The 26,850-nt window shown below is 38.3% G+C and carries 25 protein-coding genes and 2 pseudogenes; 17 read left to right on the top strand and 10 right to left on the bottom strand.

All coding sequences use genetic code 11. The features are described 5' to 3' along the window. Positions 1–96 precede the first annotated feature (96 nt). The 6 genes and pseudogenes from ACPFYS_RS05895 to ACPFYS_RS05920 form a co-directional block, all read left to right on the top strand. Positions 97–415 (top strand): annotated as a pseudogene (locus tag ACPFYS_RS05895) (hypothetical protein); the annotation flags it as partial. Positions 416–479: 64 nt separating this feature from the next. Beyond that, positions 480–971 (top strand): NUDIX hydrolase, encoded by a 492-nt coding sequence (locus ACPFYS_RS05900; RefSeq protein WP_427876591.1) that lies wholly within the window; start codon positions 480–482, stop codon positions 969–971. Between the two features lie 524 nt (positions 972–1,495). After that, on the top strand, positions 1,496–2,401 hold the full coding sequence (locus tag ACPFYS_RS05905; RefSeq protein ID WP_427877682.1) for an exonuclease domain-containing protein: 906 nt from the start codon (positions 1,496–1,498) through the stop codon (positions 2,399–2,401). A gap of 99 nt (positions 2,402–2,500) precedes the next feature. After that, a complete protein-coding gene (locus tag ACPFYS_RS05910; RefSeq protein WP_427876593.1) occupies positions 2,501–2,686 on the top strand; it encodes a hypothetical protein in 186 nt (61 codons plus the stop codon). Further along, positions 2,677–2,967, top strand: coding sequence for a hypothetical protein (locus ACPFYS_RS05915; RefSeq protein WP_427876595.1), 291 nt, complete (start codon positions 2,677–2,679; stop codon positions 2,965–2,967). Before ACPFYS_RS05910 ends, ACPFYS_RS05915 begins: the two co-directional genes overlap by 10 nt. Then, positions 2,968–3,300, top strand: a pseudogene (locus tag ACPFYS_RS05920) (hypothetical protein); the annotation flags it as partial. A gap of 267 nt (positions 3,301–3,567) precedes the next feature. Here the strand turns inward: ACPFYS_RS05920 and ACPFYS_RS05925 are convergent. Beyond that, the gene (locus ACPFYS_RS05925; protein ID WP_427876597.1) at positions 3,568–4,842 is read right to left on the bottom strand and encodes an ATP-binding protein; all 1,275 of its coding nucleotides are present in this window, start codon (positions 4,840–4,842) and stop codon (positions 3,568–3,570) included. Positions 4,843–5,220: 378 nt separating this feature from the next. Between ACPFYS_RS05925 and ACPFYS_RS05930 the strand changes: the two genes are divergently transcribed. From ACPFYS_RS05930 to ACPFYS_RS05945, 4 genes are all read left to right on the top strand, one after another. Continuing rightward, positions 5,221–5,706 (top strand): NUDIX hydrolase, encoded by a 486-nt coding sequence (locus ACPFYS_RS05930; protein WP_427876599.1) that lies wholly within the window; start codon positions 5,221–5,223, stop codon positions 5,704–5,706. Between the two features lie 388 nt (positions 5,707–6,094). Then, positions 6,095–6,601 carry a GNAT family N-acetyltransferase gene (locus ACPFYS_RS05935; protein ID WP_415695539.1) on the top strand — a complete coding sequence of 169 codons (507 nt, stop codon included), beginning with the start codon at positions 6,095–6,097 and terminating at the stop codon, positions 6,599–6,601. 10 nt (positions 6,602–6,611) lie between these two features. Further along, entirely contained in the window at positions 6,612–7,571 is a 960-nt protein-coding gene (locus ACPFYS_RS05940) for a hypothetical protein (RefSeq protein ID WP_427876601.1), read from the top strand. A 358-nt stretch (positions 7,572–7,929) separates the two neighbouring features. After that, positions 7,930–9,219, top strand: a complete 1,290-nt coding sequence (locus ACPFYS_RS05945; RefSeq protein WP_427876602.1) for an MFS transporter — start codon at positions 7,930–7,932, stop codon at positions 9,217–9,219. A gap of 204 nt (positions 9,220–9,423) precedes the next feature. On the opposite strand, the gene ACPFYS_RS05950 is transcribed toward ACPFYS_RS05945, so the two are convergent. Next, a complete protein-coding gene (locus ACPFYS_RS05950; RefSeq protein ID WP_427876604.1) occupies positions 9,424–9,672 on the bottom strand; it encodes a type II toxin-antitoxin system Phd/YefM family antitoxin in 249 nt (82 codons plus the stop codon). 86 nt (positions 9,673–9,758) lie between these two features. After that, positions 9,759–9,863: a hypothetical protein gene (locus ACPFYS_RS05955; RefSeq protein WP_427876605.1), complete on the bottom strand. Its 105-nt coding sequence runs from the start codon at positions 9,861–9,863 to the stop codon at positions 9,759–9,761. Between the two features lie 262 nt (positions 9,864–10,125). Here ACPFYS_RS05955 and sstT point away from each other — a divergent pair, with 262 nt between their 5' ends. Further along, positions 10,126–11,394 (top strand): serine/threonine transporter SstT, encoded by a 1,269-nt coding sequence (gene sstT / locus ACPFYS_RS05960; protein WP_427876607.1) that lies wholly within the window; start codon positions 10,126–10,128, stop codon positions 11,392–11,394. Positions 11,395–11,484: 90 nt separating this feature from the next. On the opposite strand, the gene epsC is transcribed toward sstT, so the two are convergent. Next, a complete protein-coding gene (epsC, locus tag ACPFYS_RS05965) occupies positions 11,485–12,342 on the bottom strand; it encodes a serine O-acetyltransferase EpsC (protein WP_427876609.1) in 858 nt (285 codons plus the stop codon). A 129-nt stretch (positions 12,343–12,471) separates the two neighbouring features. After that, positions 12,472–13,404, bottom strand: coding sequence for a cysteine synthase A (gene cysK, locus ACPFYS_RS05970; protein WP_427876611.1), 933 nt, complete (start codon positions 13,402–13,404; stop codon positions 12,472–12,474). A gap of 792 nt (positions 13,405–14,196) precedes the next feature. Between cysK and ACPFYS_RS05975 the strand changes: the two genes are divergently transcribed. The 6 genes from ACPFYS_RS05975 to ACPFYS_RS06000 all read left to right on the top strand — a co-directional run bounded on the left by ACPFYS_RS05975 (position 14,197) and on the right by ACPFYS_RS06000 (position 21,603). Then, positions 14,197–14,619 (top strand): GNAT family N-acetyltransferase, encoded by a 423-nt coding sequence (locus ACPFYS_RS05975; RefSeq protein WP_427876613.1) that lies wholly within the window; start codon positions 14,197–14,199, stop codon positions 14,617–14,619. 407 nt (positions 14,620–15,026) lie between these two features. Beyond that, positions 15,027–16,793: an ABC transporter ATP-binding protein gene (locus ACPFYS_RS05980; protein WP_427876615.1), complete on the top strand. Its 1,767-nt coding sequence runs from the start codon at positions 15,027–15,029 to the stop codon at positions 16,791–16,793. 343 nt (positions 16,794–17,136) lie between these two features. Further along, the gene (locus ACPFYS_RS05985; protein ID WP_427876617.1) at positions 17,137–17,946 is read left to right on the top strand and encodes a nucleoside phosphorylase; all 810 of its coding nucleotides are present in this window, start codon (positions 17,137–17,139) and stop codon (positions 17,944–17,946) included. A gap of 61 nt (positions 17,947–18,007) precedes the next feature. Then, a complete protein-coding gene (locus tag ACPFYS_RS05990; RefSeq protein ID WP_427876619.1) occupies positions 18,008–18,598 on the top strand; it encodes a type IV toxin-antitoxin system AbiEi family antitoxin domain-containing protein in 591 nt (196 codons plus the stop codon). Then, positions 18,595–19,452 (top strand): nucleotidyl transferase AbiEii/AbiGii toxin family protein, encoded by an 858-nt coding sequence (locus tag ACPFYS_RS05995; RefSeq protein ID WP_427876621.1) that lies wholly within the window; start codon positions 18,595–18,597, stop codon positions 19,450–19,452. Before ACPFYS_RS05990 ends, ACPFYS_RS05995 begins: the two co-directional genes overlap by 4 nt. A gap of 663 nt (positions 19,453–20,115) precedes the next feature. Then, positions 20,116–21,603 (top strand): LPXTG cell wall anchor domain-containing protein, encoded by a 1,488-nt coding sequence (locus ACPFYS_RS06000; RefSeq protein ID WP_427896777.1) that lies wholly within the window; start codon positions 20,116–20,118, stop codon positions 21,601–21,603. 166 nt (positions 21,604–21,769) lie between these two features. Here the strand turns inward: ACPFYS_RS06000 and ACPFYS_RS06005 are convergent, their stop codons facing one another. The 5 genes from ACPFYS_RS06005 to ACPFYS_RS06025 form a co-directional block, all read right to left on the bottom strand. Continuing rightward, positions 21,770–22,096, bottom strand: a complete 327-nt coding sequence (locus ACPFYS_RS06005) for a type II toxin-antitoxin system RelE/ParE family toxin (RefSeq protein ID WP_427896778.1) — start codon at positions 22,094–22,096, stop codon at positions 21,770–21,772. Continuing rightward, a complete protein-coding gene (locus tag ACPFYS_RS06010) occupies positions 22,083–22,355 on the bottom strand; it encodes a type II toxin-antitoxin system Phd/YefM family antitoxin (protein ID WP_427876625.1) in 273 nt (90 codons plus the stop codon). Before ACPFYS_RS06010 ends, ACPFYS_RS06005 begins: the two co-directional genes overlap by 14 nt. A gap of 344 nt (positions 22,356–22,699) precedes the next feature. Continuing rightward, positions 22,700–24,673: a hypothetical protein gene (locus tag ACPFYS_RS06015; RefSeq protein ID WP_427896779.1), complete on the bottom strand. Its 1,974-nt coding sequence runs from the start codon at positions 24,671–24,673 to the stop codon at positions 22,700–22,702. A gap of 218 nt (positions 24,674–24,891) precedes the next feature. Continuing rightward, the gene (locus ACPFYS_RS06020) at positions 24,892–25,134 is read right to left on the bottom strand and encodes a hypothetical protein (RefSeq protein ID WP_427896780.1); all 243 of its coding nucleotides are present in this window, start codon (positions 25,132–25,134) and stop codon (positions 24,892–24,894) included. Positions 25,135–25,337: 203 nt separating this feature from the next. Then, positions 25,338–26,669, bottom strand: a complete 1,332-nt coding sequence (locus ACPFYS_RS06025; RefSeq protein WP_427876629.1) for a Na+/H+ antiporter family protein — start codon at positions 26,667–26,669, stop codon at positions 25,338–25,340. Positions 26,670–26,850 lie beyond the last annotated feature (181 nt).

Here is a 26,850-nt window from a genome sequence, read left to right on the forward strand (position 1 = left end):
TTATTCACTACTTTTACTATGTTATATGAAAAATAGAATATTTCTATACTAGTTCAATTGTAATTTATGTATTTATTTATCTAATTAACGTAAGTAATGGATAATAAGAAGTTTATCGCAGAGACGAAAGATGTTCGTTTAACGGTGAAACGTGCTGATACCTTTGGTGTGAGCTTTTAACTGTGAACAAGATATATTGAGGGTTGAGGAAGCGCAAAATGTTATAAGGCTTATTCAAACTAAAAAAGTTTCAGCTTCGAATTGGCTGAGGTGGTTTACTCAGGGTATGCCTGAAATTGTTGTGAGTTTGCCACATGATGTGGAAGTTTGTGAGGTTGAATCTGATTCTAATCAAGTGCTTATCACGGATATTGAGATTGGTAAGCTTTATGTAGAAGTGAACAATGGCTTTGTATCCACTGGAGAAAGATAAAATTCATATTTAATGAAATTGACAATCAGGCCTTATGGAGGGTTTTATGGCTGAGATTTGGGATGCGTATGATAAAGAATTTAATAAATTAAAGAATATTACATTAGTGAGAGGAGAACCAATTCCTGACGGCATGTATCATTTGGTGGGCGAAGTAATTGTTAAACATATAGATGGTACTTACCTTATTATGCAAAGAGATTTTGAAAAGAAATTCGGTGGAATGTGGGAGTTGACAGCAGGTGGTTCTGCATTGCAATATGAAACACCATTAGAATGTGCAGTAAGAGAATTAAAAGAAGAAACAGGTATTGAAGCTTCAAAAATTATGGAGATCGGAAGATTTGTTCAGGATGTTTACCACTCTCTTTATGTTGAATATCTATGCGTAACCGATTGTAAGAAAAATGCAATTGCTCTTCAAAAAGGAGAAACGGTTAATTATAAGTGGGTAGATAAAAAGAGCCTTTTGGAAATGAGCCAAGACGAGTTAGTGTCATCAAGGGCAATCAAACTTATTAAAACAATAGATATATAAATTCAAGTTTGGCTGTATGAGGGAAGATATCAACGCTCTGGGGTCGAGTGCACAGGATGTTAACGTACTTCGCTTGCGTTGAAAGCACACTGTGCTTTCAACTTTGAGTAAGCTCAGCGAATCGAAGTGCATTCGCGAATTATGTTATTCCTCACGGCTATTAGTAGCCGTTCGGCTGATTTGGCATGTAAAGTCCACTGGACTTTACATTTGAGCCAAATCACGCTTTGAAGGAGCTTGAAATGCGTTATGCAATTTCAAGCTCTGTCAAAGCGCCCATGCAAGTCGATTCGCCACTTTGCACCCACCCTGCACCCACCTGTTTATGTTGTGTTTGCTTGTAGTGTGTTAGCGATTTATTGGTATATGGTTGTTTGAATATTTTTTGAAAAATTGTAGTTTTAAGTGATTTGGGAATATCGATAATATTGTTTTAAGAAAAATTGTTATATGAGTTGCTAGCGTAAAGTTCTTCTTTATAATTGGATTATAATAATCGTTTTTTGGGGGGTTGGGGGTATTTTATGTATAGCGTGAATACTAACTATACTAGGCAGATTATTGATGATTATTGTGTGTTAGATACTGAGACGACAGGCTTATCCGCTTATTATGATGAGATTATCGAGATTGGTATCTTAAAAGTTAGAAATAATGAGATAGTAGACCGTTATGATCAGCTGATTAAACCGAGTATAGAAGTAGATGGTTTTATTACAGCATTAACAGGAATAACTAATGACATGCTGGAAGGCATGCCGTCTATCTCTGATATGAAAACGGCTGTGCTTTCGTTCATAGGTGATGACATTATTCTTGGGCATAATACTTCTTTTGATATGCGTTTTTTGAATGAGGGTTTTAAGGAACAATTGTCTAATCAGTATATGGATACGATGCAATTTGCAAGAAAACTGTATCCTGAGCTAAAACATCACAGACTCTCCGATTTAACTGACTACTTAGGATTACACAATAATGAACACCGTGCTTTATCAGACTGTACATCAACGAAAGAATTATATGATGCAGTAAAAGCAAGTATGGCTGAGAAGAATCTAGTCATTGAAGATTTATGGCCTGCTAGTGGAAGTCACGGTGGTAAAGGGATAGATATCAAGGCAATTAAGCCTACTGAAGTGGTTGTTGATAAAGATGGGTTTTTCTATAATCGGCACGTGGTTTTCACCGGTAAGCTTGAGAAAATGCTTCGCAAAGATGCTCAGCAGATTGTAGTGAATCTCGGCGGTGTTTTAGATAATAGTGTGACTAAGCAGACGAACTATCTGATACTTGGTGACAATGATTACAATGCAATTCTTAAAGGTGAGAAGTCTTCAAAGCATAAGAAAGCAGAAAAGCTTAAACTTGAGGGGCAAGATATAGAAATTATTGATGAGCGTACTTTCTATGATTTGCTAAATGTGTGAAATTGTATGATTGAGAGGTGATTACGTGTCTAAAATAATGAAGGTTCAGAAATCAGTATTATTGCCATTGACAATAGAGATTATATTTCTTTAACGGATATGGTTAGAAATATTGATAACGGTTCTGCTTTGATTGAAAAGTGGCTTAGGAATAAGAATACGATAGAGTTTTTAGGTATTTGGGAAGAAATGTATAACACGAATTTTAATTCCACCGAATTCGAGGGAATTAAAAATGAAGCAGGACTTAACCGTTTTATATTATCTGTTAAGCAATGGGTGTAGAAATCAATTTTATTTATGCAAATGAAGCGGATATTCTTAATGTTTCTTTATTTGGAATAACAGCTAAAGAGTGGCGTAATGAAAATCCGGATTTAAAAGGCAATATTAGAGATTATGCAGATATATCTCAGCTTGTTTGCCTTTCTAATCTTGAGAATCTTAATGCGGTATTTATAAATGAAGGTATGAGTCAATCTGAAAGATTGGAGAAATTAAATGCAATAGCTATTGAACAAATGAGGATACTGTCTGAAAGTGAATCAATTAAAAAATTGCAATAAGTTGCGTCGTATCATTGGGAAACAGTAGCGGTGTCTCGGGAAGAGTTTCATATGCCATAAAACTATATGAATAAGGATGAGTTGTATCTTTTTGTGTCACGAGATATTCTGGATTCTCATTATGATTTGTCTAAAGTCACTCTTGGAGATAAGCCCATCAAATTAGTTGACTCACAGTTTAATTTGACTAGTTCAGGGTATAAAGCTTTATTTTTAGTTGGAAAATTTGATTTAAAAGACAAGCCAAGCTCTTGTAAGTCAGGCTCTTGTGTTCTTAAAGTACCAGGGATTAATAAAACAGGTAATGTTGCTATAGGTTATAAGGAAAAGTAGTAATATTTTCACTCAAGAATCAAGTTATTAAGCCAATCTTAAACCTTTTAACGATAGCTTTTCCTATCGTTAAAAAGTGCACCCACTATCCATAGTGTGTACTCAAAAAAGTGTAGCTATACTCGTAAGTTTCCTAAATCTCACGTTGAGACTGTTGTGGTGATGTCAAAGGTTGATTAGGTGGGTGCAAGTTTGTCCTTGTGTAGCAGGGGTTAGCGAGGGCTATCGTTAAAAGGTTTAGCGTTTGTAGTCATGAAAGGCTTCGTGTTAGTTTTTTAAGCAGCCGATAGGAACTACGCAAACACCGTCTTTGCGGAAATACGCAAAATCGCCTGTTCCAGTTAAAACCATAAGGAAAGATGGCTCGTTCATTTTACTGGTGTCGATTTTTTCTTTCATCGCTTTAAGGCTTTTTACTCCTTCTTCAATGAGCTTTTCGCCTCCGAGTTTAATTTCAATAAGACCGTATTTACCGTTTCTTAAATGAATAACCGCATCGCATTCCTGTCCGTCTTTATCTCTGTAGTGGTAAACTTCGCCGCCTAGAGAATCTGCAAAAATTCGCAGATCTCTGATGCAAAGTGTTTCAAATAGAAAACCGAAAGTATTTAAGTCGTTTATTAAGTCGTTTGGTCCAATTCCCAAAGCCGCTGCAGCAATAGATGGGTCAATATAATAACGCGTATCGGATGAACGAATGGCAGTTTTTGATCTTAGATTTGGATTCCAAGCAGGCATATCTTCTACAACAAATATTTTGCGAAGCGCATCAACGTACGACGCAACGGTTTCCTCGCTAATTGTCTTATCTTCATTAGCAGAAATATCTCGCGAAAGCACAGTATTTGGTACTTGTGCTCCTTGATTCCTTGCGTATGAGCGCATAAGACGCTTAACTTTTTCAGCATCTTTTTGTACGCCGTCGGCACGATTAATGTCGGAGTGTACAACAGCATCGTAGTAATCAAAAGCTTGATCTAAAGCAATTTCATTACGCATATCCACCGATTGTGGCCATCCTCCACGGCATACAAGAAAAGCTAGGCGGTCAATACTTAAGTTTGAATCACCCTCAATACTTTTAGTTCCCGCAAAAAGGTTTTCCAAGCTAGCTTCGCCCGTGGAATCACCGGATTCATATAAGCTCATTGGTCTCATTGTTAGCCACGTGAAGCGCCCAGTACCAGAGTGAGTAATTTCTGTAGTGTTTGCAGGAACAGCAGAACCAGTTAGTATAAATTGCCCAAGCTCACTACGATGATCAACCTCAAACCGTATTGCATCCCAAAGTTTTGGAGCAAGCTGCCATTTGTCAATTAATCTTGGGGCAGCTCCCTTCAGTAATCGCTTTGGGCTTAGTTCCGACATAGCGATATTCTGTTCTTTCTTTTCGGGGTTGTCCATATATAAAACGCTTGCTGCAAATTGTTCTGCAGTAGTGGTTTTTCCACACCATTTCGGCCCTTCAATCAGTACCGCGCCTTTGCCTTCTAGCTTTCTTTTCAAAATATCGTCGGCAATTCTTTTCCTATATTTTTTCAACTCTGTCACCCTGTTTTTTAATTAAGTCTGCTCGTATTTTCTGCTGATAATATGAATTCTATCATCATTTTCCGACGATTGGCGGAATTCTGTTCCGACGATTGGCGAATTTTCATTCCGACGATTGGCGGGATATTAGTACGACGATTGGCTTTGTTTAGAAATGTGGTTGTAAGGACTAAATGTTAAAAGGCATAGTTTGTGATGGTAATTCGTGACTCCCATTTGTTTTTAACATGCGCTAAGTCGTATATGGTGAACTGTAAGCAATAAGTTTTAATTTTCGTACATTAATATGTTTTATCGATGGATACAATGAATTTATCGCAAGAAGGGATTATACACAAATATTTACCAGATTTTCTAAAGGAATAAACTATGGAACATAATTGCGGATTTATTAACGATAAAAAAGCATTTAGATATAGAGCAGCAGCCATCATAGTTGAAGAAGGTTGTGTGCTATTTGCAAGAAATGATGATGACGACTATTTCTACTCAGTTGGCGGAGCGGTTCACATGGGCGAGACGTCAGAAGAAGCCGTTAAGAGAGAAGTATTTGAAGAGACAGGTCTTAATTACGAGGTCGATCACCTTGCCGTCATACACGAGAACTTATTCATCGGCAACTCTGGGTTAAAAGGAGTAGACTTCCATGAGCTGACATTCTACTACATGATGAAGCCCATGGGAAAAAGAGATTTTACGAGCCAAAGCACTACAGAGTCAGGTGCTAAAGAGACAATGCATTGGTTACCTATAGATGAGCTTGATAAGTGCAAGGCTTACCCGACATTTATGAAAGAATATCTTAAATCGGAGCATAGTGGAATAGAGCATATAATTTCAGATGAAAGATATTAATGAATCCCGCTATTATAGCGAGAGATCTTTCCATGGAGAATTTGATTTAAAAGACAAGCCAGGCTCTGATGTTCTTAAAGTACCAGGTATTGATAGCAGGTAATGTTGCTGTAGGTTATAAGAAGAAATAGTGATATTTTGCACTCAAGAATCAAGTTACCAAGTCAATCTTAACCCTTTTAACTATAGCCTTTCCTATCGTTAAAAAGTGCACCCAGTATCCATAGTGTGCACTTGAAAAAAATAAAAAAATTTTTCTTTAATAAAGCTTGTATGTGTGGTTTTTTTTAAATGGTAATACTATTAAGGCTAAACAGCCTGGTACGGATTCTAATTTTAATAGAATTGCATTCTTATTAGAATTGCATATTAAGAATAAGGGGAACTCATGAAATTAATTAGACCAGATAGTAAATATATCCAAGGTTATATAGAAGCAAATGAAGAAGATGAAATTTTTAGGCCGAATGCAGAAAGACGTTTTATACACCCTGAGACAATTATAGAGAGTTCTTATAACTATGAACATGGTATAAATTTGCCTGAAAATTATGTTAGAGCTACTACATTTTGGTTGATAGATAATGAAAAATTTATTGGTGAAATTAATATTAGGCATGAATTAAATTCTTTTTTAATTAACTATGGTGGTCACATAGGGTACGAAGTTAGACAATCTGAATGTATGAAGGGCTATGGAACAAAAATGCTTTCTATGGCACTTACATATTGTAAAGAGACTTTGAATCTACATAAAATTTTGATTACATGCGATGATGACAATATTGGCTCGATACGAGTTATAGAAAATAATGGTGGAATTTTAGAAAACAAAGTGAAAAATAGCTTATCAAGAGGAAACGTTACAACAAGAAGGTATTGGATTAATATATAGAGGAAAGATGATGAGTGAGACGAATGTAAGGCCAGTTCTTTTCAAGCATGCTTTTTTGGGTCATGTGATTACAGAAACTGTTGCTGGCATTTGCACGCTTATTATTGCGTTGCTTGTACAGCAGTTCGTAGGCCACCGCGTACTAGGTTGGGAGACGGTGGTCATACTCGTGCTGAGTGTTGTGGTGTTTTCCCTGTTAAGCACAGCGTATCTGCAGTGGGATAGGCATCGTAGACCAGATGACGGGTCTGGCGATTTGCTTATCGGAATCATCGATTTTGTGCTCAGGCTGTTGGTGACTTCTGGTATTGCTTTATTGCTTGTTTCAAATACTACGCTGCTAAGCATTATTATTGGCGCAGCGATCACTAGTGTGTTGATGTTTGTTTTAGAAAAGCCTTGGCAGCCAGGTATGACGGATGCGCAATTACAGGAAGCTTCAAAGAAATCGGTTGAGCTTGGCGTTCAAATGCTTGAAGAAGAGCGCGTAAAGCGCGCCGAGGCGAGAAACATGATTGCATTACAGCATGCGAGCGAAGGTAAAACAGACACTCCTAGAGGTACGTCTCTAACATTCTCATCGTTAATCGTTGCGAATATGCTGATGGAAGCAGTATATGCTGTTGTTACATTTTTGCTTGCATTGATGCTGCAATGGTGGATGCTTTGTACTATCGCTGGCTGGAGCACGCTACTCGTCATATTCTTGGGCAATATGCTATTTTCTTGCGCGGCGTCTGCGATTATGATTCTGATGGGCGCATTGAAGGCTGATCAACAGAAATGCCTAACAAAAAGTTGGCCTTTCTTAGTTATTGTTGTATTGCTTCGACTGCTGATTTTCGGTGTTCTCGCTTGGCTTCTTACACCGGGTTTGGCATGGGTGAGCGTAGTTGTTGGTATTGTGCTTACCAATATTGTTCTCGTTATCAAGTGGCACCCACGGAGAAGAACCGCAGTAGCTGCGTAAGATTCTGTAAGACTGTTTTCTTCTTCTTTAAGCAAAGGGTTCTACGTACGTGGAGAGTGTTGTTTTTATGCTGAGTGTTACTAAATGCGTAGAATTATGTGGTAAAAAACACCAAAACATACATAATAGTGTGATATTCGCTAAGATATAATGCAATTTTTGCTTTTTTTTTAAACGAGAGTATTGTGTTATTAAATTTGTCAAATAAGCTATTGGATTTGTGTAGTTTGTAGTGAATTATTTAAGTTTGATAGCGATTTGAAGGTAGTTATGTAAGTTTGCATGTAAGCCTGCGTGTAAGTAGTTATGTAGTCTTGCATGCAAGTTTGCATTGTTTGGAAAGAGTTTTAGGGGAGAGATGGTTGCTGTGAAGTCAATTTTTAGTAAGAATAATATTTTTATTCGCATGAGATCTATTAGTCCTGCATTGCGATGGGCTCTGGTTGGCTTCTGTTTTTCTATGCTCGGCAATCAAGCGTATGAAGGCTCGGTTTTGCCTTCTATTATTATTGTGGGCTTGCCTGCTTGGGTGATTGGTTTTCGTAAGACTTTCATGACGGTTGCCGATTTTCTTTCGCCATGCTCTGGTTGGATTGTTGATAAGCTTGGCGGTTTTCGCGCTCTTGCTATGACCGAAGGTGTAGAAGGCGTGCTCAGTTTACTACCGCTTCTTATGTTTGGCTCTCCTGCGTGGAAGTGGTCGCTTGTTGCTCTTTCTTGTGCGTTGTTGATTACTGGTCAAGTGATTGATATTGCTAGCGAAGTTTTCGAGGTTGATGCTGCAGGTGGTGATGACAGCATGATTGTCAACTACAGCGGCATTGTGAGTATTTTGGCGAGTATTACAGGAACCTTGCTTGGCTCTCCATTAGGATCTTGGATTGCAAGCTGGTCGATTCCTGCGGTTTTGATTTTCTCGTCCGTGACTTCTTTTGCGGCTTGTGCTACGCGATTTATTATGAAACAAGACATTGCGCAAGCATCTTGCGTAGAAGAGGAAGCGTCGCAAGATGTAGAGAATGAATCGCAAGAATCGCAAGAATCGCAAGCAAATGATGTGACTAACAAATCTACATCTAAGCAATCTACAAATCCTCATCTCAAGAGTAAAATCATGCTTCTTGCTGGATCTCTTTTGGTTGCTTTTATTCCTGCATGCTCTGTTTCCTATATTCTTCTTGGTATTGGTAAGCAATATGGCTCTCAATCTTTAACAATGCTGTATATTTTCACTGGCGTAGGAAGCGTGCTCGCGTCCGTTTTATATGCGCATTCGTCTCAAAAACTCGGTTTAAGAAAAATAGCGGTTTTAGGAATTGTTGTGAGCTTGCTTGCTTATTGCCTTATGTTTATTAATCTTTTGCCAATAATGTGCTTCGCATTATTCCTTCAAGCGATTGGCGGAATGTTGCTAGTGGAGCCGATTATTGTTGCGCGTCAGATTCTGTTTAAAGGAAGTACGCTCGCTAAGTTCTCTGGTTGGGCGCGCCTCGCGTTTGCGATTGGTGCTACTACTGGTTCTTGGATTGGATTTGCATTCTCGTCTACGTTCCAATGGCAGCTTTTGCCTATACTAGCGCTGATTTTTACTGTCGGTTTGCTGGCTGTTTTGCCTCAGTTGCCAAACACTAGTTACGCTAGAAATTAAGTATGTTGTAGCGGTTTTGATAAGGGTATCTAATTGATGTCTATGAGTTAAGATTCTCGCAGTTATTTACGTTAGAAGAGATAAAGCTAGGTAAATTGGAACAACTGTAATATGACAATGCGTTCAAGTCAATTTTAAAACTTTTTGCTATAACACATTCCTTATCGTTTAAAAGCATGCACGCATTATTTCGTGTTAAATACTTCATTTAGATAGGTTCTTATAAATGTTTTTATTCTTTTTAATAAATATGTAAGATAAAGACATGACTTCATCATTGTTTGGAATAGAAATTTCTTCATCTTGAGATTTTGGAAATTCTAAAATTATGTAGCGAGGAGCATTATTTTTTAAAATAATAGCTGAACCGTATACGTCAACAATGTGTGTAACTTTAGAAAAATTCTGATTTGCTTCGGAAATAGAAACGAGCGTATCTGCGTTTATATTCATATTCATACCCCCTTTTGAGGAGATTATAGTATGTGTTTCAAGATAAATAAATTCTATGCATTTCGAGAGTTAACTTTACATATGAATCAATCTTGTGCAACATGCATGTATAGTTCACTATCGTGAGTTACTACAACAATTGTTGTATTCATAGACTTAAGTTTTGATAATATCTGTGCTAGTTCTTGCATATGCGCATAGTCTAATCCGCTCGTCGGTTCGTCTAACGCTAGAATTTCTCTACCTGTTGCCAGCGCGCATGCAGTTGTTTTGCCGCAGTCGTCAAATAAAAATCATGCAGATTAGACGATTTGCATATAAATACATAGCTGTGTATAATATGTAAAAAATAAAAATCTTGCAAGTGTGAGCGCACGAGTGTGAATGCATAAGTGTGAATACACATAAAAGAGTATAAAATATTCTGCACAAATTACTATACAGGAGACTCTCATGCACAAGATTGTTCAAAAATGGAATAACATTGACCTTATTTTGCGTATCGTAATTGGTCTTTTTCTCGGTGCAACGCTTGGTATTTTTGTGCCAGCTCACGTCTACGTTCTTGATCTTATTGGAAAGCTTTTCGTAAGTGCGCTTAAATCCGTTGCTCCAATTTTGGTATTTTGTCTAGTAATTGGTGCGCTTGCTCAGGCAAAAAGTGTTGGTAATATGAAAGTTGTTATAGGACTGTATGCGCTGTCTACTTTTAGCGCCAGTCTTATAGCAGTTTGTGCAGCTATCATATTTCCTGTAGATTTCACATTTGCGCATGTTACAGCAGCATCTTCTCCGTCTCCTCAAGGAATTGGTGAAGTACTTAATTCTCTTGTGCTAAATATTGTCGTCAATCCTGTAGATGCTCTTGTTAAAGGCAACTTCATTGGTATTCTCTTCTGGGCGATTGCTTTCGGTGTTGCTCTCCGCTTAGCAGAGCCTTCTACCAAAGCGTTCTTCGATAACGTTTCGTCTGCTATCGGAAAAATTGTTCACTGGATTATTAACGCAGCACCTTTTGGCATTATGGGTCTTGTTTATACAACAGTTGCAAGTAATGGTCTTCGTATTTTTAGCGAATATGGTTTCGTTATTGCTTTGTTAGTAGGAACTATGGCTGTTGTTGCTCTGATTGTTAATCCTCTTTTAGTTTTTGTACTTACACGCAAGAACCCATATCCGCTTGTTTTTAGAACTTTGCGTGATTCAGGTGTTACAGCCTTCTTCATGCGTTCTTCTGCTGCAAATATTCCTGTAAATATGAATTTGTGCGAAAAGCTTGGTTTCAACAAAGATAATTATTCGGTTTCTATACCTCTTGGCTCAACTATTAATATGAGCGGAGCTGCTATAACGATTTCTATTATGTCTTTGTGTGCTGCTCACACGCTTGGTATTTACGTTGATATTCCAACGGCAGTGATTCTTTCTGTTCTTTCTGCAGTTTCTGCTGCAGGTGCTTCTGGTGTTGCAGGTGGTTCGCTTTTGCTTATACCTCTTGCCTGCTCGTCGTTTGGTATTTCAAACGATATCGCTATGCAAGTAGTTGCAATTGGTCTTATTATTGGCGTTATTCAGGATTCTTGCGAAACTGCTCTTAATTCTTCCACGGATGTTCTCTTTACTGCGGTTGGAGAATACCGTATGTGGCAGCGTGCAGGTCTTAAGTTTAAGATGGGCAAGGATCACGAACCAGTGCAGCTTTCAAAGCTTGGTGGCGAGTGAATCAGCAAATCTGAAACGAAAATGCTATTAGATAATAAATAGTAGAAGTAGTAGAAGCTGTATAAGTGGAGTTTGTATTTTAATCGTGTATTAGGCTTTAGGGAAGTGGTAGGTTGTGTTTGCAGGAATGCTGCGGTTAATCCACGCATTTGCTGCGATTACACTTCCGCTACCAATTGTGGTTTCTCCGCCTAAAATTGTTGCGTTTGCGTAAATTACTACGTTATCGCCAATATTCGGATGCCGCTTTCCGCCTTTTACAGGATTTCCGCAATCGTCTAGCGCAAAACTTTTCGCACCCAGCGTTACGCCTTGGTAAAGCTTAACATGCTCGCCGATTACAGTTGTTTCGCCGATTACAATGCCAGTTCCGTGATCAATGCAGAAATATGCGCCAATTTTTGCTCCTGGATGAATGTCGATTCCAGTTTTTCTGTGCGCGTATTCGCTCATAAGTCTAGGAATTAGCGGTACGTTAAGTTCGTAGAGTGCGTGCGCTGTGCGGTGAATAAGCATTGCATAAAAACCAGGGTATGCGAGCGTGACTTCTACTTTGCTTGTGCAAGCGGGATCGCCTTCGTATATGGCTTGAATATCTGTTAAAAGTAACTTTTTAATTGTAGGAAGAGTATTTATAAATTGATCGCAAATTTCTCGAATTTTAATTGTGTTGCTTGTGTAGCATTGAAGTTCGTGTAATATGATGCGTTCTATAGTGTCTAACGCGTTTGAAGTAACGTTATTCAAACTAGCGTTAGTGCTCAAACTAGCGTTGAGTTGTGTAGTTTCGTTGCTTTCATTGCGCACATGCAACTCAGGTAAAAGTAACACCTGAGTCGCATGTATGAGCGCAATAATATTTCGGTAATTAGGTATGAATGTAGCTTGCCTTATGTCTGAATCGTGAATTGAGTTTAGTTGATTTATAAGATCAAGGCGATCATTCATACATTTCTCCCGTTATTTTTGCTATTTTTTTTTATTTTATAGTTTTGATCATTATCTAATAATGTTATTTATTATTCTTTTATTATTTAATCAAAACTTGCGTATTTAAAATAGTGCTCCTAAATGTAATTAGTCTTCAAATAATGCGGTAGACAAGTATCTATCTCCTGAATCTGGAAGTATTGCAACGATGGTTTTGCCACTGTTTTCTTCTCTTTTTGCTTCTTGGATTGCTGTCCAAATTGCAGCTCCGGAAGAAATACCAACGAGGACGCCTTCTTTTTTGCTTATAAGCTTGCCGTTTTCGATTGCGTCTTCATTCGTTACGTGAACAATGCGATCATAAATGTTTTGGTTGAGCACATCCGGCACGAATCCTGCGCCGATTCCTTGAATCTTGTGCGCTCCTGGCTTGCCGCCTGCGAGCACAGGGGAGTCGGCTGGTTCTACTGCGATTACTTCAAGCTTCGGATTTTGCTCTTTTAAATATGTTCCTGTACCGGTGATTGTGCCGCCTGTTCCAACGCCTGCAATAAGAATATCCACGTTTCCGTCAGTGTCCTGCCAAATTTCTGGACCGGTTGTGTTGTAGTGTGCATGCACATTTGCTTGGTTGGTAAACTGTCCTGGAGTCCACGCGTTTGGTGTGTTTTCAACGATTTCCTTCGCTTTTGCAATTGCGCCTTTCATTCCTTCTGCAGCAGGTGTGAGCACGAGTTCGGAGCCGTATGCTTTCATAAGTTTTCGGCGTTCAATAGACATGCTTTCTGGCATTACAATAATGCTTTTGTATCCTTTTGTTTGCGCAATCATTGAAAGGCCAATGCCAGTATTTCCGGAAGTTGGCTCAACAATTACTGAGTCTGGTTTAATTGTTCCTGCGGCTTCTGCTTCTTCAATCATTTGCTTTGCGATGCGGTCTTTTACAGAGCCTGCTGGGTTGAAATATTCGAGTTTTACGAGGATTTTTGCTGCTAGATTGTACTCTTTTTCAATGTGTGTAAGCTCCAGAAGTGGAGTGTTTCCTACGAGTTCTTGCACGGACTTGTAGATATTAGACATAATATTTCCCCTTACTTGTTTGTTTGTTTTGTTTTGTTTCTGTTTTGTTTTAATTTTTAAAAATAATTTTTATTAATAAAGCGATTACTGTTTTATTAGTTGTTTCTAAAGATGCCATTTATTCGTTTTAATATTTAATTCGCGTTAAATTGTTATCTTTTAACGTTTTACATTCGATTTTTGGCATAAAAAAAGAAACAGCGCGCTGTTTCTTGGATCGTAATTTGCTGTGTTTTAACGTAAATGCTTTTAACACATGCTAGATGTTATGCATACTTAGTGCTTGCAAACATCATTTCGATTAAGAAATGCGCAACAGCATACGTTACAACAACAATTTGTCATCATATTTGTATGATACATGTGCACTCCTTTACTCGTCGAAATGGTGATAAGTGAAGACTATAGCGAATGGATTTGTGTTTGTCAAATTTGATTTGTGTCTGCTAGTTCTTTATATGTATTCCTTTTCTGCGCGAGTGTCTGATTCTGTCTGTTTTGGGACACTAGTGCAGTTGGTGCTCGCGCTGATTACGCGCTCGCTTACGAAACTCACGTTGGAAGTTCAGTGGATTTTCAATCCGAGTGAGTTTTCTCATTGAATGAGATTGAAATCTCAATAATTTCAATTTCGGTAAAAGTGCTATCGTAGTACACAGATGCGCGCTAATATTTGGTGCATTAAAAGCTTATGTTAAAAGGCGGGATAAGTAACTTGATATACTGAGTGATTACGATAAAAAATTTAGGGTTTGAACGTTGATTTTACAGTATTTGGAGATGTTATTGTAAATGAATTTAGCAGATGCGCAAATCAAAGAGTACAAAAAGTATGATAGCAAAGATATTCCAAAGCTGTATGATTCCGTTGGTTGGTCTGCGTACACAGATGATTTAGTCGCTCTGGAAAATGGTTTTAACAATTCGCTCAAGGTTTTAGCTGCGTATAAAAATGATGAGCTAGTTGGCATTGTTAGGGCTGTTGGCGACGGGTATACGGTTGTTCTTATTCAGGATATTCTTGTTTTGCCGGAGTATCAACGCCAGGGGATAGGGTCTGCATTGTTAAAGGCGATTGTGGATTATTATCCTAATGTTCGTCAAATTCAATTGACCACGGATTGTACTGAAAAAACTATTGCTTTTTATAAGTCTGCTGGTTTTATTGAGCTTTCAGAAATTGAGTGCTGCGGTTTTATAAAAGACAGGACATGATGCAAGAAAATATGATTCTCTAGTGGCCAATCGTTGCGAATTTGCAGCGATTGGCTACTTTGGGATTTGGTTAAATGTGGTTTGGTTATTTACACTTTACGATTTGCTTGCGCATTTGATACGTTTATGCTGATATTACATATGGAATCAGTGTTTTAATTTGTTTTTTTTTTAAAACTCTATGCTTATTATTTCCAGCAAGCATTACGTATAAGTGTGTTTAAGCATTTATATGTGTTGTCAAGTAGATAAGCATGACCAATCAGGATAAGTATGATAGTGTATCTTTCAATGCTTTGTAGCGAGTGAATAAGCAAATAGCTTATGAAGATGCTAACTGCGAAAATGCTATTAGAGAAGAGATAGTAGAAATAGTATAGATATAAAGGAAGTGAGAGGTAGTGAGAATGAGCAAAATTGACAACACAGCGAATCAGCAATCGTCCGCAAATCAGCAATCATCCAAACTGCATCACGACGTAAAAAATTACGTAAAACTATTTTTCAAGGAAAACAAGCTTGTAGCTTTTCTTTCGATGATAGTTTTTATTGCCCTGTCTATGATTTACACTGCTATTTCCTGGATTTTGCAAATTATTTTCGACTATATGGCAGGTAAAGGATCCTTCTCTTTAACTACTATTTTGCTGCTTGTCGTTTCCTTTATGCTGGCAATCTCTCTGATTTTCGCGTTGAAGCGCAGCGCGTACCCTCGCTTTCTTGAAAAAGCAATGAATCAGTATAAAGAGTCTGTTATTAAGAAGCTTTTAAAGAAGAGTTATAGTGATTTTTCGCTTGCTAATTCCGGCACGTATCTTTCTGTGCTTACTAATGATTGTGAGCGTATTCAAGAAAAGTATTTGAAGAAGATTTTTGATTTTGTCCAAGACGTTCTTATGCTTGTAAGCTCGCTAGCTCTTATGATTTACTACAGTCCGCTTCTCACTGTTATTGCTCTTATTATTTCTGTGCTTCCTATGGTGTGCTCGATTCTTACAGCTAGCGGAATTGCCACTCGCGAGGAGCAGGTTTCTAAGTCGAATGAGTCTTATACGGCCCTGACGAAGGATGTTTTGAACGGCGTTTCGGTTATTAAGAGTTTTAAGGCGGAGCAGGAGGTTATTAACCGTTATCAGAATCAGTCGAAGGAGCTTGAGCATACGAAGAATCTTCGCGAAAAAACGATGACTACTGTTTCTGCTCTTGGAACGATTTCAAGTCTTGGAACTCAGCTTGGCGTGATGCTTGTTGGCGCTTGGATGGTTAACGCTCACGTTGGTGTTATTACTGCTGGCATGGTTTTAGCTTTCACTAATTTGATGAATGGTGTGCTTCAGCCTATTGCAAGTATTCCGCAAATGCTTGGCGAGATGAAGGGTGCTAAGAAGCTTATTAGTAAGATGGCTGATTATATGAGTAACGCTAAGGAAGATTCTGGCGAGAAAATTGACGATTCGATTAAAAGTGTTGTTTTGCGAGATGTTTCGTATGCTTATGATGCGGATCGTAAAGTTTTGAAAAATGTAAGTCTTAGTTTGCAAGCTGGAAAATCTTACGCGATAGTAGGGCCTTCTGGTGCTGGTAAGAGTAGTTTGATTAATCTGCTTATGTGCTACTACAAGGATTATAAGGGTAGCGTGCAGCTGAATAATCACGAGCTTAGCAATGTGAGCAAGAGTTCGCTTTACGATAAGACGACTCTTATGCAGCAGTCTGTGTTTATGTTTGATGCTTCGATTTTAGATAATATTACGCTTTTTAAGCCGTTCCCGGACGCGGAAGTGGATCGCGTGATTCACTTGGCTGGTTTGGATGATTTGATTGCTGCTAAAGGCAAGGATTATCAGTGCGGCGAGAACGGTAGTCATCTTTCTGGCGGCGAAAAGCAGCGTATTGCTATTGCGCGAAGCTTGCTTAAAAAGTCCGAGATTCTGCTGGTTGATGAGGCAACGAGCGCGCTAGATAATGAGACAAGCGCGAACGTAACGCAGTCTATTTTGGATTTGCAAGGAATTCTTCGACTTGTTGTAACTCACCGTTTGGATGCTAATTCACTTAAGCAATATGATGAGATTCTTGTGATGAAAAGCGGCGAGCTTATTGAGCGCGGAAGCTTTGAGGATCTTATGAATCAGAAGGCTTACTTCTACTCGCTTTACACTGTGTCTATGTGAGTATGTGACGCTGATTGTAGGAATGCTCTGGCTTGTGCTTGGCTTGCGCTGGTTTGTTGAAATGTGCTGAGCAATTTTAAGCTTGGTAAAAATATTAACGCAACATGCTTTCTGTGATAGTAGCCAATCGCCCGCGAATTTGCAGTGATCGGCTATTTTGCAGTTTGGCTGACTGTTGGGTTTGTTTACGTTCCGGGTTGCGTTGGTGAAGAAAATTGCCGTAAATGGCAAAAATCTTCATTTTGATTGGCTATTTTGTGATCTTTGCGTACTAATGCGTGTATTTGTATATAGGATTGAGTTGCTTGTAGGATGGAGCTGATCGTATGGAGGAGCTGATTGTATGACAGAATATGATTTGCCGATTTTAGAGTATGATTCCGATAAAAGTGCAGTTTTAATGCCAAATCACGATAATATTTCTGTTCAGCTTCCATCTAAAGCGGTTTTTGCTTTCTTAGGCGATGAAATCGATCAGTATGCTTTAAGTAGGAAAGCTACGATTGTAGCAAATTTTGAATCTGCAACTAAAGTATATCCAATATATGTTTTGGAAGAGAAAGTAGGAGCTGCAGTAAGAGAAAATACAGGCAGCGAAGTAGAAGAAGAGACGCAAAAAATCTGCTTAGTGCAGGCTCCAGTTGGTGCTCCTGCCGCTGTTCAGATCTTAGACTGGTTGATTTCTTACGGTGTTAGCGAAGTTATTAGTGCTGGTTCGTGCGGATCGCTAGTTGATTATGCGGAAAATGTTTTCCTGGTTCCGTATAAAGCTTTAAGGGATGAGGGAACTTCTTATCATTATTTGCCTCCAAGTCGTTATGTTGACGTTTCAGAGCGCTCGAGACGTGCTATTTTACAAACTTTGCAAGCGCACAATTTGCCTTATCATGAAGTTAAAACGTGGACTACGGATGGATTTTTCCGTGAAACTAAGACGAAAGTTGCTAACCGTAAGCAAGAGGGATGCGCGGTTGTTGAGATGGAGTGTTCTGCTTTAGCGGCTTGTGCACAAATGCGTGGGATTGTTTGGGGTGAGATTCTTTACACTGCAGATACTTTGCACGATGTTGAAAATTATGATGAGCGAAATTGGGGTGGAGACTCTAAAGCGTATGCTCTTGAGCTTTGTATTGAAGCAGCGTTGCGTATTTGATACGTTTATGCTGATATGATATATAAAATCAGCGTAAACGTGTCATTAAGTAGGTGGGCAAATGTTAAAAGATCAATTGCGCAATTACATAGAGAAAAAGCAAGTTCTAATCATTGATAGTGTCATCAAAGAACTTGGAATTAGCCCGTCTAGTGTTTATCGATTTATTAAAGATGAAAGCTTAGAACGCGTATCAAAAGGTGTTTACGTTAAGAGCAATTTGTGGAATGATGAAATGAATTTATTGTCAAAGCGCACATCTGTTGCTGTTTTTTCACATGAATCTGCCCTTCTTCTACATAATTTAACTGATAGAGAACCTTCTTCTTTAACAGTGACTGTTCCGTCAACTTATAATGCAAGTAGTCTAATTAAGACTGGTGCTAGGGTGTTTTATATAAAACCAGATTTTTTAGGAATTGGTAAGACGAATCTTATGTCGCTTGAAGGTAATCTTGTGCCTTCTTATGATTTAGAGCGCACAATTTGCGATATTTTGCGTTCTCGTTCTCAAATAGATGCACAGGTGGTATTTGGTGCGTTAAAAGCTTATATTAAAAGAAAGGATAAGCGACTTGATATACTAAGCGATTACGCTAAAAAATTTAGGATTTCAAAGTTGATTTCACAATATTTGGGGGTGTTGTTATGAGAATGAAGGATGCTAATCAGCTTAAAGCAAAAATAAAGAATGTTGCACTCCAAAAGGGTGTAGATCCTCGCGTGCTAATGCGCGTATATATGATGGAGCGTTTTTTAGATCGTGTTTCCCGCTCGCGCTATAAAGACAATTTTGTTCTAAAAGGTGGAATGCTGATTTCTTATCTTGTTGGCGTAAATCTTCGTACAACAATGGATATTGATACAACTATGCAAAATATTTCTCTTAGTGAAGATGATGTGCATATTTTTATATCAGATGTAATATCTATCAATATCGATGATGGTGTTAAATTTACGCTACAAACGCTTGATTCTATTATGCAAGAATCTGACTATCCAGGGGTTCGAGCTAGCCTAATTGCAGATTTTGATGGTACAAAAACTCCTGTTAAAATCGATATTTCAACTGGGCATGCTATTACTCCATCTGCTATGGAAGCAGAATTGCCTTTAATGTTTTCAGAATCTATCTCTTTATTGACTTATCCAATTGCAACGATTTTAGCGGAAAAGTTGCAAACAATTCTTGTGAGGGAAGAATTTAACACGAGAATGCGAGATTTTTATGATTTGCATGCTCTTAGAGTGTCTCAAGGGGATAGCGCTTTTAAGAGAGAAGAGATCGCTCAAGCTTTTTACGCTACTTCTCAAACGAGAGATACCCTTTATTTACTGAGTAACGTGAATGAAATTTTCGATAGGATCAAAGATAGTGAAGTGTTGAGAATAAAGTGGAAGGATTATAAAAGTAAAGCACCTTGGGCTAAAAGTCTTTTGTGGGAAGAAATAATGCAAGATATGAATTTCTTTTTGATGTTCTTTCATAATGAGATTGTAGATTAAGTTTTTTTTATTATTTGAATGGCTTTTATAAATCGTTTGGAATCTTGTTTTAGTAGCCAATCGTTGTAAATTTGCAGCGATTGGCTACTTTTAGATTGTGTATTTTGTTTTGAGTTTATTGATGAAGTATATAACACTAGAATTTAATGGGTCTGTTTGTTATAATTCCGCATGTTAATTCGGTAACGGAGGTTGACAAACTGAGATTATGAAAAATATAATCCTCGACAGACAGACAGACAGACAGACAGACAGACAGACAGACAGACAGACAGACAGACAGACAGACAGACAGGCAGACAGACAGACAGGCAGACAGACAGCGTGATGCTGTCTTTTTTGTGACGTAATTTTTTATAATTTTAACCACTTTATACATTATTTATTTTGTATTGAAATAGGCGAGTGGTTCCGCATATTTACACGCGTTTTCTTGGTGTGATTTTATCTGCATTTTATGCATTTGTACCATTTTATAATTTATTAATTTGCAATTTAGAAAGTGAATCATAAAAAGATTTACTATTCTGTTGGAGAATTAAATTGAATAAAAAAATAATTAAAAATAGAATAATCAAAAATATTATTGGATTGATTGTTACTTTTGTGGTGCTAGTTTGTTCGTTTCCAGAATCTGCTAATTCTGCTACTGTTGACAGCGATATGAGTAGTTTTCATATACGTATTGCACCTAGCGAAACTATAGATTTGGGAAAATATCTTAAAAGCACTAACGACAGTAAAGATAATGGTCGTATAGTTTTTTCCACTAAATTAGGTACAAAAGGCGATTATTTTGGTCCTTCTGTTATAAACACCGAAACGTTGAAATATTATGGAGCAAAGAAAGTATCTTTTGTAATTGATGAAGAAGGAAAAAAAGAATTAAAGAATTTAGGTTATACTATAAATGGTGAAATACCTAAGTTAACTAATATAGATTCTAATAATTTTCCTAAAGTTCCTGGCCCGCAAGTTACAGGGACATCAATTAAGCCAGGTCAAGCTAATTTTACCGGTACTATGACTTATGGTCAGAATGGCAAGATAGTACTCCCTATGGAGATAAAAGTTCTGCCGAAATTCTTTATTACTAAAGAAATAGAGTCTGATAGTGGAGTTGAAATTCCTGCTAAAACTTACACATTTTCTTTTACTCCTAAAAATAGCTCAGACAGTAGTATTCCTAAATTAGATGATGTAAAAATTTCATACGATGAAAATGCTACCGGAATAAAATCAAGCGATGATTTAACTGACATTATTGCAAGTAAGTTCACTAAACCTGGTGTGTATACATATATTCTGAAAGATAGTACCAGTAGAACAAGTGGTATATCTGGTGTAGAGAGCTCTAATTCATCTGCAGAATATGAAATCACATTTACTCTGGAAAATAATCCGAATAAAACTACGAAAAATTCGGCTGGTAAAGTAAATAAATTACGTGTTCTATCAGTAACGGCAAAGAAAATAAAAAATGAAGACGGTACAAGTGTGAGCGGCGATGAACTGGACAATTACTATCAAAATGGTGACAAGAACACAATTAGGTTCACTCATAATATATACAAGTTGCCTATACTGAGAGTGACAGATGCAACTATTAAGCAGAATGAGCAGTTGGATTTAAAGAGTCTGATTTTGTATGCAAAAGATTATGCTGGTAATGATTTGAAATCCAGCGTTAATATCACAAGTAGTGATTTTGATAATTCTAAAGTCGGGAATTATGTTATATGTTTCACTGTCAGTGACAATAGGGGTAAATCTTCTGTAGAGTTTGCTACTGTCAAAGTTGTTAAGTCTGATCCGAAGCTAACACCAAAACCAGCACCTACTCCAGATCCAATTTTGCCTGCACCTTTTGAGCCTGAATCAGGCTCGGAGAGTCCGGTTACAGTTCCTGAATCTCAAACTTCGGAACCTGAACAGGAGATATATCCATCGCCTGCGCCTGCACCTAAGCCGGAGCCTGAACCTGTAAAGCAGTATGTTGCTGGTCAGAAGCTTGAAAAGCATGTTGCAGCTTTGCCTAAGACTGGTGAGTCAGCTTCGGTTGTTGCGCTGATTTCGGCTTTAGGTTTTGCTATTGCTGGTTTCGCTGTTGTGCGATTGAGGAGAATGTTTGAAGCAAAATCTGGAAGATAACTAGCGTTTACTTGTGTAATCTGAAGTTTTACGCGCTTTTATAAGGTTTTGTAAAACGTTATAAAGTAAACGATGCGGCCTTGACTAGTTGATAGTTAAGGCCGTTTTTTATTTACTACCAATCTTGTATATCTCGCTTACAGACTTGTATCTCAATAACTTTAACTTACAATATGTCAACCCAGTTTTGTCTAGCATGAAGTATTCTATGCACCATAACCGTTTTGTTCTCTTCGCAAATTTTATAGAAGATTACATATTTTTTCACGAAACATCTTCTAAAATTTTTGCTACTCAGGTAATCATCGTTCACCAATCGGTATCGATATGGCATTGTAGATAGGCTTGAAACAGTGGCTTCTACGTTATCGAGGAATTCGTATGCTGTAATTGGCGAATCTAAATTGTGCGCAATGTAATGGACTATGTCTTGCAAATCTTTATGGTAACTTTGCGAAACAAGAATTGTGTATTTTGGGTTACTTTGCGCCATTGTTGAGTTCTTCTCTTAGGTTTCGCATTGATTCTTCAAAAGATAATGTGCGATTGTTGTTAAAATCAGACTCGCTTTGAGAGAGTGAACTGTATAGTTCATATTTGCTCATGAACTTGTTGAATAATTCAATGCTCATTACTGCTAAGTCTCCGCGACCGTTTTTTGTAATGAAGACTGGTTCTTTTGTTTCGTGGCAGAATGTTGATATCTCGTTGTAGTTATTGCGTAAATCTGTGCTTGACTTAATAGTTGGCATCGTGCAAGTCCTTTGAGTGATTGTTATTTTGTTATTCTATTATCTTGTCATTTTTGGTTTTGGCTATTTTATTATTTTTTTTTTAAAATTAGCTTGTCTAGTTTGCTTTATGTATATAAATAAATTATCAACATAGTTTAATGTAATCTAAAGATATTATATGATTATTTCTTTAGATTATTGCCTTTATAGTTTCGATTTTCATGATTTTAGTAGCCATTAGGTGCAAAATTGCGGCGATTGGCTACTTTAGGATTGATTGGTGTTTAAAAATAAACGCCAGTGAGTTTATTTCAACTCGTCTGGCGTTTATTAGTTAGCTGTGTTATTCGCTAGTTGCGTTTTTACTTGCTGTGTTTGCCAATGCGCGTGCGTTTAATCGAAAACGCACCGAAGGCTGACAGTAAGAATGCCAATCCAGTGCTTGCAACGGTTGAGGTTTCGGAGCCTGTGCGTGCAAGCTGTTCGTGCGTTTGCGGAGATGGTGCTTCTTCAGCAGTCTCTTCTTGTGCTGGCGCTGGCTCTGGCTCTGGCTCTGGTTCCGGTTCCGAAATTATAGGCACTGGGATAGGCTCAGGCTCCGGCTCTGGAGTTGGAACTGGAGCCGGAACAGGAGTTGGTTTTGGTTCTGGCTTTGGCTCTGGTTCCGGTTCCGGTTCCGGTTTAGGTGGTTCTGGTTTTGGTGGTTCTGGTTTTGGTGGTTCCGGCTTAGGTCTCTTCACTGTCAAATACGTCACAGATATTCCCATGGTTTTCGTGGACGTATTGGGTACATGACAAGTCTCTACTCTATAAACAGGAATTGTGCGACTCGTTTCGCCTTCCGTCCAGTCTGTGATGGTAGGCGTACCGATAACACTATTCGTAACAAAATTGAACGTTAAGCCACTTAAACCATTACCGCCAATCATTACTTCATGATAGTTTCCAACCCCATCGTAATACGTGCTTGAGCCGATTGTGGTTGCGGTAACCGCGTTAAAAATTTCTTCATATTCTTTGTATTTGAAGAACCACGGGGTTTCTGTAATGCCCTGTACAACTGTAGGCTCCGTGTCGTTAGCCTTCAAGGTTTTGAGTGTGATATTGGTATATTTCCTTGCTACAACAATTTCCTTCTCTTGATTATTAAATGGCACGGTACACGGAGTTGTTGTAAGCACATTCTTAATAGGATCGTATTTGAGATAATTGCTATATGCTGCTGCTCCATACGTATCAGTACCGGTCACTTGCCAGCGTATATATTGACCATTCTGATTAGTTGCAAGTCCTTCAGCCAATTCGTTAGTGGTATCAGTAAATTGCGGAGGTTGCGGCTTCGTAGGGTCTAGAACTGGAGTTGGCTGTGGCTTACTCACTGTCCATTCGAATATACTTAAGCTCATAGTTTCAGAGCCATCATCGCGCTTAGTAATTGTTGCCATATAGATAGTAAGTGTACGAGTTGTTTCGCTTTCTTTCCAGTCTGTGATGGTAGGCGTGCCAGTTATGCCTTGTTTATCAAAGTCGTATTTCAGACCAGTCAGACCCTTTCCGCCGACTTTTTGTTCAATGTGATCCCCATATCGATCAGTAAAGTCACTCGAACCGATTGTTGTTTGATTAATTTCGTTCCAGATATCCGCATACTGCTGATACTTGAAAAACCACGGTGTTTCTTTAATACCATCTACAACCGTAGGTTCTGTTTCGCCAACTTTCAGGGTTTTGAGCGTGATATTGTTGTATTTTCTTGCAACAACATTTGTGTTGCTTTCGTAATTAGTAAATGGCACAGCGCTTACAGTTGTAGTCAGCACTTTTGTATCGGGATTGTAATTGAGGTAATTACCGTACGCCGTCATTTGTTCTGAACTAGAGTTGGTGGAGTTGTTTATTGCTCGCCAGCGAACATAATTACCGCTTTTGTCGGTTGCAAGTCCTGCCGATAATTCGTTCCGATTAAATTCGAATGGCTTTGGCTCAAGCTTATGCTTATCGGCATCTTTAGTCTTAAATGTTGGAATAACTTCTTCTTGAAGTTGCAGCCCGTTCTTATTGTACATACGAAGTCCTGTAACGCGGATGGTAGCGTTAGGATGTTCGCGCGCTGCGCTCGTGCGCCATTTGAATGTGTAGCTATAATCTGCGGCACGTGTTACCAAAGAAGTATATGCAAGTTCATATTTTTCGCCGTTTTTGTACTCGACGTTTATGGCCTCCATGTAGTCCTTGCAATCGCCGTACTTTGTCGATTGATCTAACGTAATCTCTTTACCGCCGCGCATGAATTTTGGTTTAATGGTAACCTCTACACCCGGCTCTACCACTGTCATTTGTGGATATGAAACAGTTTCTTCCTGCGAATCTGAATCTTCAGTTGTTTTTGCGCTGCGATCTTCTAATTTGCTATTAATTGCAGTATCTTCTTCACCTTTATTGCTGGAAGTGCTGTTAGGTTCAGTATTTTTATTATCTAAAGTATTGTTAACTTCGTAAGAGGGGTTAGTTTTATTATCTTCATCTTTATTATTGCTAGTTTTTGCGCTATTTTCTAAATTATTTTGGTTAGCGAAATCGGTATGGGGGGGGTATTTGTTTTTACGCTATTACTGTTTTCAGAGTTATTTCCAGTAGTATTGCTTGCGTTGGCATTACTTGCACTAACGCTGCTCCCATTAGATCTACTTGCATCAGTACTAGCAGCATAAGCGGTTTGGCTCATGCATACTGCGCAAGCTGCCGTGGCAATACCCATCATGGTTGAAGTCAGAATAATTTTCGCTGTCTTATTCATAAAACACCCAACTCTCTAAACAACCGCCTATCTAGTTGCCTAACTAAATTTTCGTTATTTTGCTTCATAAAATATAACAAATACACAATTGCACATTACATTATAATGTTTTCAATAAAAAATAAAAGTGTTTATTGATAAAATTATCAATAAACACTTTTATTTGCGTTTCTAAATACTTTAATCCCAGTTTAAATATTTAGTTAAATAAACTGCGAAATAACGATTCCAGCAGCCATAAGCGGAATATTAAAAATAAGGAATGTTGGAACGCAAGTATCCCAAATATGACTATGCTGACCATCCGCATTTAAGCCAGCAGTAGGCCCGAGCGTGGTGTCGGAAGCAGGGGATCCTGCGTCGCCAAGAGCTGCAGCAGAAGACATAAGAAGAATCGTTGCAGGAGTGCTGAAACCAATGCTCTGGCAAAGCGGCACAAATAAAACCGCAAGAATAGGAACTGTGCCGAATGAAGTGCCGATGCCCATAGTTACAAGCAAACCAATAATCGTAATAACAAACGCAGCAACAAGCTTGTTCTGTCCCATAGAGGCAACGCCGATGTTTACAAGCTCCTCAACTCCGCCCGTCGCTTGAATAACGTTAGCGTAGCCGCCTGCAATAAGCATAACGAAAGCAATAAGACCCATGAGTTTTACGCCTCCGGCAAGCTGCTTATCGATATCTTTCCATGCAACTGCTCCAAAAATAATCATCGTTGCAAGACCTGCAAGAGAAGAAAGTGAAAGATCCTTACTAATAACTTGCACTACTACAACAACAATAATCGCAAGAATTGTTACGTAATGGTTCTTGTTAAGAGGTCCAACAACAGCATCCGCAGCGTGAGTATCTGCTTCTGTGGTTTCGTATTCTCGAGGCTTACGGTAAAGCACAAAAACGGCAAAAAGTAGCGCCGCAAACATGGCAGCACCCAAATACCAGTTCACAGCGCTAACGTCTGCAACACTAACTTTCATTCCGTTTTTAGAAAGATTCGTAGCAATAACAGTTTGGAAAATGAGACCGAAACCAAACGGAATAGCAATGTACGGAACTTCAAGACCGAAAGCAGTGCAGCAGGCGGCTGCGCGGCGATCTAACTTAAGCCTATTCATAATAGAAAGAATAGGTGGAATAAGAATAGGAATATAAGCAATATGAACCGGCACAATATTTTGAGACATGCATGCAATTACAGTTAAAACAGCAAGAAGAATATATTTGTTAGTTCCAATAATTTTGCTTATTTTTTTAGAAATAATCTGAGCTAAACCGGTAGTAGTAATAGCTTCAGCAAAAGTTCCAAGAAGAATATAGGCTAGCGCGGTTTGAGCATTAGTTGAGAAACCATCGCAAAGCAGCGCCATAATAGTGTGATTTCCGTCGCCAAAAAGAGGAATATTTCCAGCAACACCACCTGCTATGCAAGCTACAATCATTGCGAGCAAAACATTAAGCTTAGCAAGACTTAATGCACACAATACAACAACCGACACAATAACAGGGTTAAGTAAAACATGTAAAATTTGCATTGCCTTCCTCTCTTGAACAGCGAAATATTTAATGTATACGGTCTATGTCAACAATTAAATAATTAAAGACAATATAACATGAAAGTCTTTAATATTTCTATTTACAGTCAATTAAAAATATTATTTTTATTATCAGCAAAGAAATGCAAGTTGCAAATGTGACATTTTGTCACTTTTTAGC

Origin of the sequence: Gardnerella sp. 2492, from assembly GCF_050320365.1 — a bacterium.
GTDB lineage: Bacteria > Actinomycetota > Actinomycetes > Actinomycetales > Bifidobacteriaceae > Bifidobacterium.